The organism is Geodermatophilus sp. YIM 151500, from assembly GCF_025716945.1.
In the GTDB taxonomy this organism is placed as follows: domain Bacteria; phylum Actinomycetota; class Actinomycetes; order Mycobacteriales; family Geodermatophilaceae; genus YIM-151500.
Genome location: NZ_JAOVZT010000013.1, coordinates 34,697 through 48,333 on the forward strand (window position 1 = coordinate 34,697; position 13,637 = coordinate 48,333).

The window sequence follows — 13,637 nt, forward strand, 5'->3', positions numbered from 1 at the left end:
GCGGGGTCAGCTGTGCGCGTGCAGCGGCTTGCCGGCGAGCGCCAGGTGCGCCTCGCCGACGGCCTCGCTCTGCGTCGGGTGCGGGTGGATCAGGCTTGCGACCTCGTCGGGCAGGGCCTCCCAGTTGTAGATCAACTGGGCCTCGGCCGTGAGCTCACCGACGCGGCTGCCGACCATGTGCACGCCGAGAACGGGCCCGTCCTTCTGGCGCACGAGCTTGACCGCGCCCTGGGTCTTGAGGATCTGGCTCTTGCCGTTGCCGCCGAGGTCGTAGGTGAGCGTTTCCACGTCGCCGTACTTCTCCCGGGCCTGGGCCTCGGTGAGCCCGACCGAGGCGACCTCCGGATCGGAGTAGGTGATCCGCGGGACGCCCGCGTAGTCGATCGGCACCACCGGCAGGCCGGCCAGCCGCTCGGCGACGAGGATGCCCTCGCCGAAGCCGACGTGGGCCAGCTGGAGCGTCGGGATCAGATCGCCGACGGCGGAGATGGTGGGCACGTTGGTGCGGCAGTACTCGTCGACGAGCACGAAGCCGCGGTCCATCTGGACGCCGGCCTCCTCATAACCGAGGCCCTCGCTGACCGGGCCGCGGCCGACGGCGACCAGCACGAGCTCGGCCTCGAAGTTCTTGTCGTTCTCCAGGTCGACGCGGACGCCGTTCTCGGTGGTCTGCACGCCCGACACCCGGCTGCCCAGGGAGAAGTCGATCTTGCGGCGCCGGAAGGCGCGCTCCAGCAGCTTCGACGACGCCTCGTCCTCGAGCGGGACCAGGTGGGGGAGGGCCTCGACGATGGTCACGTCGGCGCCGAAGGACTTCCAGGCGCTGGCGAACTCGCAGCCGATGACGCCGCCACCCAGGACGATCACCGAGGTCGGTACGCGGTCGAGCTGGAGCGCGTGGTCGCTGGTGATGACGCGGGTGCCGTCGATCTCGATGCCCGGCAGGCTGCGGGCGTAGGAGCCGGTAGCCAGCAGGACGTGCTTGCCTTCGTAGCGCTGCCCGCCCACCTCGACGGCGGTGGGCGACACCAACCGGCCCTCGCCCTCGATGTAATCGATCTTGCGGCTCTTGATCAGGCCCTGCAGCCCCTTGTACAGCCGGGCGACGACGCCGTCCTTGTAGGCGTTGACGCCGTCCATGTCGATGCCGGCCAGCGAGGTCTTGACGCCGAACTGCTCGCCCTCGCGGGCCTGGTCGGCGATCTCGCCGCTGTGCAGCAGCGCCTTGGTGGGGATGCAGCCGCGGTGGAGGCAGGTGCCGCCGACCTTGTCGCGCTCGATCAGCACGACCGACATGCCGAGCTCGGCCGCGCGCAGTGCGGCGGCGTATCCACCCGAGCCACCACCGAGGATGACCAGGTCGGCAGGGGAGGTGGGTGCGCTCACGGAAGCTCCTCGTGCTGTCGTCCGGATCCCCGCGCGGGTCGGCGAGGGTGCTGCGGGCCCATCCTGCCACTAGGGGAACGGGGCGGCCCGAAGCACCGTTGCGCTGGTCACGTGGTCCGGCCGCGCGGCGGTCGCCGACCGGACGAGGAGGGTGCGACATGGGGTTGTTCGACCGGCTGCGCGGTCGTCGGCGCGGCGGCCGCGCAGCCGACGCCGGACGCCGCGCCACGCTCGACCGGAGCTCCGGCAAGGCCGACCTGGCCCATCTCGAGCGATTCGTCGCCACCCGCCGGGGCGTGGAGGGGTACGTCGAGCCCCGGACGGCGGTCACCGAGACGACCATCGTCCTCGTGGCCGCCGACGGCGAGTGGACGCGGCGACGGATCGACGGGCCCGGGACGGCGCGCCGGCTGTCCCGCGAGCTCGCCATCCCGGTCTACGACGCGCAGGTCACCGGGTATCCCCAGCGGATGCGCGACTGGAGCGCCCGGCAGAGCGGTGACCGTCGCGACTGACGCGGATGCCGCGACCGTCGCCGACCGCACCGCAGGCGAGAGCTCGGCCGCCCCGTCCACGGCGTTCCCGAGCCGCCGGAGGGGCCGAGGACGGGGTCCTGGTCACGAGGACGGGGTCCTGGTCAAGAGGACGGGGTCCTGGTCAAGAGGACGGGGTCCTGGTCAACCGGCGAGGAGGCCCTCGATCGTGGCCAGCAGCGTGCGCACGGGGACGCCGGTGCCGCCCTTGGGCGTGTACCCCCACGGCGAGCCGGTGTTGTAGCTGGGCCCGGCGATGTCGATGTGCGCCCACGGCAGGCCGTCGGGGACGAACTCGGCCAGGAAGTGCCCGCCGACGAGCATGCCGCCCATCCGGTCGGCGTTCGCGTTGACGAAGTCGGCGATCGGCGAGTCGATGCCGCGCCGCAGCTCCGCCGGCAGCGGCATGGGCCACATGCCCTCGCCGACCCGCTTGCCCGCGGCCACGACCGCGTCGCGCAGTTCGTCGGTGCCCATCACACCGGCCGTCCGGCTGCCGAGTGCGACCAGCTGTGCGCCGGTGAGCGTCGAGGTCTCGAGCAGGTAGTCCGGGCCGTCCTCGGCCGCTCGGGCGAGCGCGTCGGCGAGGATCACCCGGCCCTCGGCGTCGGTGTTGGTGATCTCGGCCTTCTTGCCGTTGCGGAACGTGACCACGTCGGCGGGCCGGTAGGCGGTGCCACTGGGCAGGTTCTCGGCCATGGGCACGGTGGCCACGAGGTCGACGGGCAGGCCGAGCTCGGCGACCAGGCAGGCGGTGGCGATCACGGCGGCGGCGCCGGCCATGTCGCTCTTCATGTCCTCCATCTTCAGCGCCGGCTTGATCGACAGCCCGCCGCTGTCGAAGGTGATGCCCTTGCCGACCAGGGCGACCTTCCTCCGCGCCCGGCGCCCCGAGTAGGAGAGCCGCAGCAGCCGCGGCTTGCGGACCGACCCGCCGCCGACGGCGAGGATGCCGCCGTAACCGCCGTCGGCCAGGTCTGCCTCGTCGAGGATCTCCGCGCTCAGCCCCGCCTTCTTCCCGGCCGCCGCGCCGCGCTCGGCCAGCTCGGCGGGGAACAGGTCGTTGGGCGGGGTGTTGACCAGGTCGCGCACCAGGGCGACGGCGTCGGCGACGGCGCGCACCCGGCCCAGCGGCGCCTCCGCTGCCGAGGAGGCGGGCACCACGACGGTGAACTCGCGCGGTGGCGTCGCCCGGTCGGCCGGCAGCTCGGACTTGTACGTCGTGAACTCGTAGGCACCCAGCAGCGACCCCTCGCCCACGGCGTGCAGCCGCTCGGCGTCCGGGGAGCCGCCGACGGCGGCCAGCAGGCTGACCACGGAGCCCCGTCCGCCGAGGGCCCGGCTCGCGGCGCCGGCCGCCCGGCGCACCGCGTCGGGCGCGTAGCCGCCGGCCGCGTCGGGGGCACCGAGCCCGGCCGCGGCCACGACCGGGAACGGACCCTGGCCGAAGGAGGGCAGCCGGGTCACCTCGTCCTCCCCGCCCCGGGCCCCGAGGTCGGCCAGCGCGGGCAGCAGCCGGCCGCCGAGCAGCCGGTCGACGGCTTCGGCCCCGGGCGTGGGCAGCAGCCCGTCGGGCCCCTTGCCGACGCCGACGACCACGGCGTCGGCGGAGAGCTTCTCGAGCGGGCGGTCGGTGGCGGTGATCGTCGGCGGCACCGCTCGATCGTAGGAGTCGGGAAACCCCGGCCTCCTCCCGCCTCGCGGGCCCGGCGCGAGCCCGGGAGCGCCGGCGGTGGGCCCGGGAGGGGCCGGCGGTGGGCCCGGGCCGGGGCGCCCGGCACCCACTGCCCGCACGCTCGCGGTGGGCCCTGCGGGAGTGCCGCTCGGCGACCGCCGGCCCGCACGGCGTGCGCGTATAGCGTGCGCGGGCGTGAGCTCGCGGACCTCCTCCCTGCACGACCGCCACGTCGCGGCCGGCGCCAAGATGGCCGACTTCAGCGGCTGGTCCATGCCGATCGAGTACGCCGGCGGAGGCGTGCTGGCCGAGCACACCGCCGTCCGGCAGGCCGTCGGCCTCTTCGACGTCTCGCACCTCGGGACGGCAACCGTCCGCGGGCCGGGAGCGGCGGCCTACGTCGACTCCTGCCTGACCAACGACCTGTCCCGGATCGAGCCCGGGCGGGCGCAGTACACCCTGTGCTGCCTGCCCGACGGGGAGCCCGACGCCGGCGGCGTCGTCGACGACCTCATCCTCTACCTGCACGGCCCGGACGACGTCCTGCTGGTGCCCAACGCGGCCAACGCCGCCGAGGTGCTGCGCCGGCTGTCCGAGCGGGCCCCGGACGGCGTCACGGTGACCGACAGGCACGAGGAGATCGCCGTCCTGGCGCTGCAGGGGCCGCGCTCGCCGCAGGTGCTCGCCGCCGTCGGCCTGCCCGGCGAGCTGCCGTACATGGCGTTCACCGACGAGGGCGGGCACGGCGGCGACGAGGTGACCGTCTGCCGCACCGGCTACACCGGCGAGCACGGCTACGAGCTGCTGGTGGCCGCCGAGCGGGCCGGCGCGCTGTGGGACGCGCTGCTCGCGGCGGGCGAGGCCGAGGGCATCCAGCCGTGCGGGCTCGGGGCCCGCGACACGCTGCGCACCGAGATGGGCTACCCGCTGCACGGGCACGAGCTGTCGCGGGAGATCACGCCGAACCAGGCCCGCAGCGGCTGGGCGGTCGGGTGGCGGAAACCGGCGTTCTGGGGCCGCGAGGCGCTGCTCGCCGAGCGGGAGGCCGGCGCCGCCCGGCTGTTGTGGGGCCTGCAGGCGCCGGGTCGGCAGATCCCGCGACCGGGGATGGCCGTGCTCGGCGCGGGCGGCGCGGCCGTCGGCACGGTCACCAGCGGCACCTTCTCGCCCACGCTGCGCGTCGGCATCGGCCTGGCCCTGCTGGACACGGCGGCCGGTGTCGCGGAGGGCGCCGAGCTGGCCGTCGACGTCCGGGGGCGGCCGCAGCCGGTGCGGGTGGTGAAGCCGCCGTTCGTCGCCCCGAACGTCCGCTGACCGAGGGGCTCCGTGCGGGTGACGCGCACGGAGCCCCTCCGCTCAGCGCTTCGTCGGCTCCGGGGGGTCGGGCAGCTCGTCGGCCATCGTCGCGTCGCGCTGCCCCATCGGCCGGGGTTCGCCCTCGGTCGTGTCGTGCGCCGTCTGGTGCTCGGCCTCGGAGTTGATCTCCGCGCCGAGCAACACCAGGAAGCAGGTCAGGTACAGCCACAGCATGAGCACGATGACGCCGGCGATCGCACCGTAGGTCTCGTTGTACGAGCCGAAGTTGTCGACGTAGAAGCTGAAGGCCAGGCTCACCAGCACCCAGACGACCGTGACGATCACCGAGCCGAGGCTGACCCAGCGGAACTTCGGCGCATCCCGGTCGGGCGCCACCCGGTAGAGGATGGCGAGGGCGCCGGTGAAGACGCCGAGCAGCAGCGTCCAGCGGACGACCTGGGCGAGCACCGTGCCGACGACGCCGAGGGGGAGCGCCTCCAGGACGGCGGGGACGACGGCGACCAGGGCGAAGGTGATCAGGACGAAGACGACGGCGCCCAGGGTGAGCGCCAAGGAGGTGGCCTTCAGCTTGACGAAGTTGCGTGTCTCGACCTCGTCGTAGGCCAGGTTCACCGCGGTGATCAGGTTGCCCACGCCGCCCGAGGCGCTCCAGAGCGCGCCGAGGATCGACACGATCAGGCCGATGGTGAGCGCGCCCCCGCCGCCGGTGGCCAGGCTGCGGAGCTGGTCGCCGATGAGCTCCGCCGCGGACTCGGGCAGCTGCGCGGAGAGGTCCTCGATCTGCCGCGCGACGTCCTCGGACGAGGCGACCAGGCCGTAGATGGACACCGTGGCGATCAACGCCGGGAAGATCGCGAGGAAACCGAAGAAGGCGACCCCGCCGGCGATGATCGGCATGTTGTCGGCCTTGTGCTCGGCCCACGAGCGCTTGAGGATCTGCTTCCACCCGGCCCACGGGATGGCGGTGGGCTTGTCGGCGGTGACGCCGGGCAGCGTCTCGTGGCCCGGAGCGCCGTCCGGCGGCCGGTGCGGGTCGGTCGCCGGCGCCCGCCGGGCGGCCTCCTGCGCCGCCGCCCTGCGGGCGGCCTTCTCCTCGACCCGTTCCCGGATCCGGTCGACTGCGCTCTCCCGGCGGCGGGTGCCGGCCATGGTTCCCCCTCGACTGCGGGTGGGCCGCCGGGGCGGCCGACGGTGTGGACGGGCGGAGCAGTGGGACGGCGGCGGGTCAGTCGCCGGGCCAGGTCCCGGTGAGCTTGGTGAAGCCGCGGGCGCCGGCACGGTCGATGGCGGCCTTGGTGGCGGCGAAGATCGCGCCCTGGATCGCGGCGGCGAGCACCACCTCCCGCATCCGGTACTCGCCCTCGAGCGCGCGCGGGGCGTCGTCTTCCTTGGCGACCCGCTTCCAGACCTGCTTGAACAGCGCGCCGGAGACGACACCCGCGAGGATGCCGCCCGCCAGGCCGAACGGCCGGTACGCGAGCTTGGCTGCCGTGCTCATCGGTTCCTCCTCCGCTTGCGCGCCTCGTCCTCGGCGGCGTCCTTGGCGCTCGCCCTGGCGGCCCGCAGGGCCGCCCGCTCCTGCTGCAGGAACGACGTGGCCAGCAGCGCGGCGCGCCGCTGCCTCCGCCGCCGGCGGACCCGGAGGACGACGAGCAGTGCGAGCAGACCGGCCAGGGCGGCGCCTGCGCCGATGACCGCCGGAGGGCTCTCCCGGTAGGTCTCGACCGCCGTGTCCTTGGCCCGGGCGGCGCCCTCCCTGGCCCGCGCCGGGACGTCGAGGCGGGCGCTCAGCTCGTCGACCGTGCGGCCGAGCTCGGCGCGGGTGGCCTCGATGTCGGCCTTCAACTGCTCGGGGTCGGTCGTGCCGGACGCTGCGCCGTCCCCGCGCTGCGGTTGCGCCGCCGTCACCGGGACGCCGCCTTCCTCACCGTGGCGATGTCGGCCTGCACGCCCGCGATCGCCTGCTCGGGGATCGGCGGAGTCCCCTTCTGCACGTCCTTCTTGCCGACCAGGGCGAGGACGCCGGCGATGGCGAACAGGACGACGGCGACCACCAGGGCCGCCAGCCACGGCGCCACGACCAGCGCGAGGGCCAGGACGGCGGTGGTGACGAGGACGGCCAGCCCGAAGAAGGCGAACAGGCCGGCGCCGCCGAACAGGCCGGCACCGATGCCGAGCCGCTTGGCCTTCTGCGCCACCTCGGCCTGCGCGAGCCGGGCCTCGTCCTTGACCAGTCGGGAGATCTGCTCGGTCAGCTGGCCGACCAGCTGCCCGGTCGACGCGCTCTCGGGAGCGGTCGCCGCGTCCGCGCGGGTGGCGCCGCCCGTGGGGGTCTGGGTCATCAGGTCCTCCGACCTCGTTCGTGGGGTCGGTCAGCCTCCATGCCCGGACCCCGGCCGCGGTAACCCGTCGGGAGGCAAGGGTTGCCGAACCGCGACCACCGCGGCGGCCCGCCGGGGTGCTCACTAGCCTGCGGTCCATGAGCTGGCACTGGCGTCTCGAGGACCCGTCCGGAGCGACCGTCGACCCGGCGTCCGTGGGGGTGGAGATGCCGGAGACCGACAACCAGGGCGACGCCGAGTCGTGGCTGGGGGAGAACTGGCGGGACCTGCTGTCCCGCGGCGTGGCGACGGTGACGTTGTTCGACGACGACACCGAGGTGTACGGCCCGATGGGGCTCGCGGCGGAGTGAGCCGGGTCGGAGGAGCCCCGGCCCCGGTCAGACCTTGGCGCCGACCGGCACCGTGGGCTTCGGGAACCGCCAGCGGCGGACCATCGTCGAGCGGCTGATCCCGTACCAGACGGCGCCGCGCGTGCGCTGCTTGGCCTCGGGGAAGCGCTCGGCGATGGTCCGCGAGATCCGCCGGCCGAGCACGAAGGAGTCGGCGATCAGCAGCAGGAAGTAGAAGAACAGGAGGAACGTGGCGTAGCTGCGCACCGCCAGGCTCGGCACGACCGTGCCGATCAGCGCCACACCGGCGACGGCCACGAACAGGCTGCCGATGTTGCGCCGGGAGTCGACGACGTCGCGCACCAGCTTGCGCACCGGGCCGCGATCGCGCGCCGGGAGGGCGGCATCGTCACCGGCCGCCGCGGCGGCCCGGACGTTGGCGCGGCCGGCTGCCTGCTGCGCGCGCATCCGCTTGTAGGCCTCCTTGCGGGTGGTCGGCGGAGGCGGCGGCGGGCCCGGGCGCCGGCCCTGGGCCTCGCTGCGCCTGGGCGTCGGCCGGCCCTTCCCCTGCTGCGTGAGCTGCTCCGCGGAGGCGTCCCCGCCGGCGTCCGTCGTGGTCGGAGCGGTCGTCTCGGCGCGGTCGCGGCGGCCGGGCAGGCGGAGCTTCACGACCCGGCAGTCTACGTGGGCACCACCACAGTCCGGCTGCGCCGGTGCCGGCGGGCATCCCCGTCGCCGTACAGTGGAACAGGCTCCGCCACGGCGGTGTTGGTCCGCGGCAGGACGTGCGCAGCGGACACCTCGACTGGAGGAGGACTCGGACATGACGGTGCAGGACACCTCGACCATCGGCGGCCCCGCCGCCGGCCCCACCGGCGTCGTGCTCAGCGACCCGGCGGCGGCGAAGGTCAAGGCGCTGCTGGACCAGGAGGGTCGCGACGACCTGCGGCTGCGCATCGCCGTCCAGCCCGGCGGTTGCTCGGGCCTGCGGTACCAACTGTTCTTCGACGAGCGGTTCCTGGACGGCGACCAGACCTACGACTTCAACGGTGTCGAGGTCATCGTGGACCGGATGAGCGGCCCCTACCTCGGCGGTGCGGTGATCGACTTCGTGGACACCATCGAGAAGCAGGGCTTCACGATCGACAACCCCAACGCGCAGGGCTCCTGCGCCTGCGGCGACAGCTTCCACTGAGCGGTGACGCTGCGGTCCTCCGGATCGCACCGCGGCCAGGTGTCGTCCCCCGGACACGTCGAGCCGCTGCGTCGACGGCGCCCCGCCTCCGCGCAGGAGGCGGGGCGCCGCGGTGTCCGGGCCCGGCGCACACCCGAGGGCAGGGCTACAACCGGACGGGGTAGACGGTTGCGGGCACCTCGGGGGTGATCCGGCCCTCGACGAAGATGCCGTGCCAGACCATGAACACCAGCAGGGTCCACAGCTTGCGCGAGTAGTCGACCGGTGAGCCGGCGATCTGGTTGGCCCGGTGGGCGGTGAGCATCGCCAGCACCTGCTGCCTGTCCAGCCATTCGTCGGTCTGGCTGTCCTCGATGATCTGCCGGGCCCAGTCGTGCAGCTGGTCGGCCAGCCAGTGCCGCGTCGGCACCGGGAAGCCGAGCTTGCGCCGGTTCAGCACGTGCGGCGGCACGATCTGCTCCATCGCCCGCCGCAGCGCGTGCTTGGTCGTCTGCCTGGTGACCCGCTGGTCGACCGGCAGCGTCGAGGCCACCTCGAACACCTCGGGGTCGAGGAACGGCACCCGCAGCTCCAGCGAGTTGGCCATCGTCATCTTGTCGGCCTTGACCAGGATGTCGCCGCGCAACCAGGTGAACAGGTCGACGTACTGCATGGCCGTCACGTCGTCGTAGCCGGCGGCTCGGGTGCGCTCGTACAGCTCGGCGGTCACGGCGACGTGGGACAGGTCCGGGTCGCGGGTCTCGAGGAAGCCGAGCTCGTCGTCGCGGAAGATGCGGGCGTTGCCGTAGTACCGCTGCTCGAGCGGGATGGAGCCGCGGCGCAGCAGGTCCTTGCCGCGCATCCCGTCGGGCAGGCGGCCGGACAGGGAGCCGAGCGCCCGGCGCAGACCGGCGGGCAGCCGCTCGAAGGCGGCCAGCGACAGCGGCTCCCGGTAGATGTTGTAACCGCCGAACAGCTCGTCGGCACCCTCCCCGGAGAGCACCACCTTGACGTGCTCGCGGGCCTCGCGGGCGACGAAGTACAGCGGCACGAGCGCCGGGTCGGCCACCGGGTCGTCGAGGTACCAGACCACCAGGGGGATGGCGGCGGCGAACTCGTCCGGCGTGACGACCTTGGTGATGTGCTCGACGCCGATCGCGGCCGCCGACTCGGCCGCGACGTCGATCTCCGAGAACCCCTCGCGCTCGAAGCCGACGGTGAAGGTCATCAGGTCGGGGTTGTACCGCTTGGCCAGCGCGGCGATGGCGGTGGAGTCGATGCCACCGGAGAGGAACGAGCCGACCGTGACGTCGGCGCGCATGTGGACGCGCACCGACTCGTCGAGCGCGTCCGCGATGCGGTCGTAGAGCGCCTGCTCGCCGTCCTTGCTGACCGGCAGCACCGGGAAGGTGGGGTGGAAGTAGCGGCGGGTGTGCAGCTCGCCGTCCACCACGGTGAAGCAGGTGCCGCTCTCGATCCGCCGGATGCCGCGGTGGAGGGTCGCCGGCTCGGGCACGTACTGCAGCGTCAGGTAGTGCTGCAGCGACGCGGCGTCGACACCGCCGGCCGCCGCGGAGCCGCCGAGCATCTCCAGCACGGCCTTCTTCTCCGAGCTGAAGACCAGCCCGCCGTCGGCGAGCCGGGCGGTGAAGAGGGGCTTGATGCCGAACGGGTCGCGGGCGCCGAACGCCGTCCGGGTGCGGGTGTCCCAGATGACGAACGAGAACATGCCGCGCAGCCGGGTGACGACCTCCTCGCCCCACAGGTGGTAGCCGGCGACGATCGCCTCGGTGTCGCCCTCCGTGGCGAAGTTGGCGCCGGCGTCGGCCAGTTCCTTGCGCAGCTCGAGGTAGTTGTAGATCTCACCGTTGAACAGGATCCGGTAACGGCCACCGGCGTAGGGGAGCGGCTGCGGGCTGCCCTCGAGGTCGATGATCGACAGCCGGTTGAACCCGAGCACCGCCCGCCGGTCCCACCAGACCTGGGTGTCGTCGGGGCCGCGGTGGTGCAGGCTGTGCAGCGCCTCGCGGACGCCCTCGACGGTGTCGTCGAGGACGCGGTCGGTGTCGGTGGACAGGTAGGCCAGCAGGCCGCACATCAGGCGCAGGTCTCCCTGGTGTCGGGTGCCGTCCCGGTGCGGACCGGGCGGGGAGGCGTTCGGACGGTCAGAGGCGCTCGCCGGCGCGGGTGCGCCGGGTGGCCACGCGCTCGGCGTAGAAGGACAGCACGGGAACGGTACCGGCCAGCACGGTGCCCACCGTGAACCAGAGCCGCCAGCGGGCGCGCAGGGCCAGGTCGCACGCGGTGAGGAAGAAGATGAAGTAGAGCCAGCCGTGCAGGGTGCCGATCACGGCGACCGGCTCGTCGACCCCGGCGAGGTACTTCACCGGCATCGCCACGAGGAACAGGACGACGAGCAGGACGCCGACCACCGTGGCCATGACGCGGTAGCGCCGCAGGGCGGCCGGCACGTCGCGGCCGGCGCGGCGGGCGAGGACGGCGGGGAGGGCGCTGGAGCGCCCGGCGGGCGCGGCGGTGCGCTCAGCGGGCACCGTCACCCCGCTGCTGCAGCGCCCGCTCGTTGAGCTCGGCCAGGTAGGCGTTGTAGGCGGCGAGCTCCGGGTCGTCGGAGGTGTCGATGCGGGGGCGCTGGTAGAGGACGACGGCCGTGCCGGGTTCGTCGGCGTCCGGGTCGCGGTGCAGCTCGTCCCTCACCATCTTGATGTAGAAACCCAGGCCCATGAAGCCGTACAGGGGCCACTGCAGCGCGTAGCTCCAGTTGACCGCGCCGCCGCCGCCCGCGGCCTTGGTGAGCTGCCAGTGGCCGAGGAAGAAGGTGGCGACGAAGAGGCCGACCACCAGCAGGTGCAGCAGCACCCACTTGGGCGTCAGCAGCCGCATGTACACGCCTCCGACTCTAACCGCCGGACGGGTGCCCGCGGCCCTCCGCGCCACAGGTCACACGCTCCACGACCTCCGGCTCGGCCGTCCCGTCGGGTGTCCGATCGGACGCGGCGCGCCGGGCCGCACCAGCGCCTCTCCGGTGGTCGGCCGCCGCGCGCCGTCGGCTAGTCTCGGCGCACACTGATCGGCGGACGTGCCGCGTACCGGGAGGCCCGGTCGGCGGCGCGCCGCGGGACCGCTCGATGGCCGGGCGGAGGACGAGGAGGCAGCGAGCGGTGGCTCGAGGCAAGCTGGCGCGGCCCTCCGCGCTCGGTCTCCCGGGGGAGACGGCTTGAACCTGAACAACGAGTTCTGGCGCTTCGGGTGGCCGGAAGGCGTCACCGACGAGGCCGAGGCCATGCGCGAGCTGTGGACCGGCTCGGTCATCGCGGCCCTCGTCGTCGGCTTCCTGGTGTGGGGCCTGATCTTCTGGTCGGTGATTTTCCACCGCAAGCGCAGCGACGAGCTGCCCAAGCAGACCGCGTACAACCTGCCGCTGGAGATCGTCTACACGATCATCCCGTTCCTGATCATCGCGGTCCTGTTCTTCTACACCGTGGTCGTGCAGAACCGGGTGCAGCAGCGCAGCCCCGACCCCGACGTCACGATCGCGGTCAACGCCTTCAAGTGGAATTGGCAGTTCGTCTACCCGGAGACCCAGGACCCGGACGGCGAGCCGGTCGACACCATCGGCACGAGCACCGAGATCCCCGTCCTGGTGGTGCCGGTCGACCAGACGCTCCGCTTCGAGCTGGCGTCGGCCGACGTCATCCACTCGTTCTGGGTGCCCGAGTTCCTCTTCAAGCTCGACGTCATCCCGGGCAACGAGAACGGCCGGGACAACGTCTTCGAGGTCACCGTCCGCGAGGAGGGTGCTTACGTGGGCCGCTGCGCGGAACTGTGCGGCACCTACCACGCCTACATGAACTTCGAGGTCCGCGCGGTCAGCGCCGAGGACTACGAGAGCTACATCGCGGCGCGGGAGGACGGGCAGGACACCTTCGAGGCCTTGGAGTCGATCGGTCTCCCCGGCGAGTCGGTGACCACGTCGCCCTTCCCGCTGGTCCCGGGCGGCGAGCAGCAGCTCGCGGAGGGGTGACCCGCCCGTGAGCCCGACCGGAGCCCGCAGGACACCGCAGGAGGAACGGCCGTGAAGGTCGAAGCGCTCATCTTCAACATCATCACGCTGTTCTGCTTCATCGCCGCGGCCGTCTACGGCTTCTGGGCGAAGGAGCCGATCGGCACCACCGCGCTGGTCCTGTCCGGCGGGCTCACCGGCCTGATCGGCGGCTTCTTCTGGTTCGTCTCGCGGCGCATCGACCCGCGGCCCGAGGACCGGAAGGACGCCGAGATCGCCGAGGGCGCCGGCGAGCTGGGCTTCTTCAGCCCCAGCAGCTACTGGCCCGTCGCCGTGGCGGCCTCCGCCGCCCTGCTGGGCCTGGGACTGGCCTACTGGTACGCCTGGCTGCTGGTCATCGGGGTCGTGGCCCTGCTCCTCACCATCGGTGGCCTGCTCTTCGAGTACTACGTCGGGCAGAACGCCACCCAGGGCTGACGCCCCGCCGCGTGCAGCGGCCGACGTCCACGAGGGCCCCTCCGCACCGGCGGAGGGGCCCTCGTCGCTGTGCGCCCGGCGCCGCTGGGCCGGCCGGTGTCCGGGGAGGCCCTGTCGCAGGCTTCGACGCGGCCGGCTGCCCGCCGGGGCGGCGCGCAGGTCCTCCCGAGCGGGCGGCGCCACCGCCGGGGCGGCCGATGGCCGGGGGGGAGGAGATCCCGCGTCCGCTGACATGGGCACCCGAGGAGACTTCGCGGCGACTCGAGAGATCCATGGGTCTGCCACCGTCCACGGTGGAGCGGCGGGCGCGATCCCCCACGGGGAGGCGGCGCGCGATCGTCCACGGTCGGGCGGTCAGGCGGTCAGGCGGTCAGGCGGCGGCG

General features: G+C 73.3%; 16 protein-coding genes. 6 read left to right on the top strand and 10 right to left on the bottom strand.

The features are described 5' to 3' along the window. Positions 1–6 precede the first annotated feature (6 nt). Complete coding sequence (gene lpdA, locus OF117_RS18305; protein WP_263554282.1) at positions 7–1,386, bottom strand: dihydrolipoyl dehydrogenase; 1,380 nt, start codon at positions 1,384–1,386, stop codon at positions 7–9. A 158-nt stretch (positions 1,387–1,544) separates the two neighbouring features. On the opposite strand from lpdA, the gene OF117_RS18310 reads away from it, so the two are divergent. Further along, entirely contained in the window at positions 1,545–1,901 is a 357-nt protein-coding gene (locus tag OF117_RS18310) for an oxidoreductase (protein ID WP_263554283.1), read from the top strand. A 162-nt stretch (positions 1,902–2,063) separates the two neighbouring features. Here OF117_RS18310 and OF117_RS18315 read toward each other — a convergent pair whose 3' ends face one another. Continuing rightward, a complete protein-coding gene (locus OF117_RS18315) occupies positions 2,064–3,575 on the bottom strand; it encodes a leucyl aminopeptidase (protein WP_263554284.1) in 1,512 nt (503 codons plus the stop codon). 214 nt (positions 3,576–3,789) lie between these two features. Here OF117_RS18315 and gcvT point away from each other — a divergent pair, with 214 nt between their 5' ends. Next, positions 3,790–4,908 (top strand): glycine cleavage system aminomethyltransferase GcvT, encoded by a 1,119-nt coding sequence (gene gcvT, locus OF117_RS18320; RefSeq protein ID WP_263554285.1) that lies wholly within the window; start codon positions 3,790–3,792, stop codon positions 4,906–4,908. A 42-nt stretch (positions 4,909–4,950) separates the two neighbouring features. On the opposite strand, the gene OF117_RS18325 is transcribed toward gcvT, so the two are convergent. The 4 genes from OF117_RS18325 to OF117_RS18340 form a co-directional block, all read right to left on the bottom strand. After that, entirely contained in the window at positions 4,951–6,060 is a 1,110-nt protein-coding gene (locus tag OF117_RS18325) for a YihY/virulence factor BrkB family protein (RefSeq protein ID WP_263554286.1), read from the bottom strand. Between the two features lie 76 nt (positions 6,061–6,136). Continuing rightward, positions 6,137–6,409, bottom strand: a complete 273-nt coding sequence (locus tag OF117_RS18330) for a DUF4235 domain-containing protein (protein ID WP_263554287.1) — start codon at positions 6,407–6,409, stop codon at positions 6,137–6,139. Next, complete coding sequence (locus OF117_RS18335) at positions 6,406–6,819, bottom strand: DUF3618 domain-containing protein (protein WP_263554288.1); 414 nt, start codon at positions 6,817–6,819, stop codon at positions 6,406–6,408. Before OF117_RS18335 ends, OF117_RS18330 begins: the two co-directional genes overlap by 4 nt. Beyond that, complete coding sequence (locus tag OF117_RS18340) at positions 6,816–7,253, bottom strand: phage holin family protein (RefSeq protein WP_263554289.1); 438 nt, start codon at positions 7,251–7,253, stop codon at positions 6,816–6,818. Before OF117_RS18340 ends, OF117_RS18335 begins: the two co-directional genes overlap by 4 nt. Positions 7,254–7,390: 137 nt before the next feature. Here OF117_RS18340 and OF117_RS18345 point away from each other — a divergent pair, with 137 nt between their 5' ends. Further along, a complete protein-coding gene (locus tag OF117_RS18345) occupies positions 7,391–7,603 on the top strand; it encodes a hypothetical protein (RefSeq protein WP_263554290.1) in 213 nt (70 codons plus the stop codon). A 27-nt stretch (positions 7,604–7,630) separates the two neighbouring features. Here OF117_RS18345 and OF117_RS18350 read toward each other — a convergent pair whose 3' ends face one another. Continuing rightward, a complete protein-coding gene (locus OF117_RS18350) occupies positions 7,631–8,251 on the bottom strand; it encodes a DUF3043 domain-containing protein (RefSeq protein ID WP_263554291.1) in 621 nt (206 codons plus the stop codon). Positions 8,252–8,405: 154 nt separating this feature from the next. Here OF117_RS18350 and OF117_RS18355 point away from each other — a divergent pair, with 154 nt between their 5' ends. Then, on the top strand, positions 8,406–8,777 hold the full coding sequence (locus OF117_RS18355; RefSeq protein WP_263554292.1) for a HesB/IscA family protein: 372 nt from the start codon (positions 8,406–8,408) through the stop codon (positions 8,775–8,777). Between the two features lie 145 nt (positions 8,778–8,922). Here OF117_RS18355 and asnB read toward each other — a convergent pair whose 3' ends face one another. From asnB to OF117_RS18370, 3 genes are all read right to left on the bottom strand, one after another. Beyond that, entirely contained in the window at positions 8,923–10,854 is a 1,932-nt protein-coding gene (asnB, locus tag OF117_RS18360; protein ID WP_263554293.1) for an asparagine synthase (glutamine-hydrolyzing), read from the bottom strand. Between the two features lie 67 nt (positions 10,855–10,921). Continuing rightward, positions 10,922–11,314, bottom strand: coding sequence for a DUF3817 domain-containing protein (locus OF117_RS18365; protein WP_263554294.1), 393 nt, complete (start codon positions 11,312–11,314; stop codon positions 10,922–10,924). Further along, a complete protein-coding gene (locus tag OF117_RS18370; protein ID WP_263554370.1) occupies positions 11,298–11,657 on the bottom strand; it encodes a metalloprotease in 360 nt (119 codons plus the stop codon). Before OF117_RS18370 ends, OF117_RS18365 begins: the two co-directional genes overlap by 17 nt. 334 nt (positions 11,658–11,991) lie before the next feature. Here OF117_RS18370 and coxB point away from each other — a divergent pair, with 334 nt between their 5' ends. Together coxB and OF117_RS18380 are read left to right on the top strand one after the other, a co-directional pair. Beyond that, positions 11,992–12,798 (top strand): cytochrome c oxidase subunit II, encoded by an 807-nt coding sequence (gene coxB, locus OF117_RS18375; RefSeq protein ID WP_263554295.1) that lies wholly within the window; start codon positions 11,992–11,994, stop codon positions 12,796–12,798. A 51-nt stretch (positions 12,799–12,849) separates the two neighbouring features. After that, positions 12,850–13,254, top strand: a complete 405-nt coding sequence (locus OF117_RS18380) for a cytochrome c oxidase subunit 4 (protein WP_263554296.1) — start codon at positions 12,850–12,852, stop codon at positions 13,252–13,254. Positions 13,255–13,637: the final 383 nt, after the last annotated feature.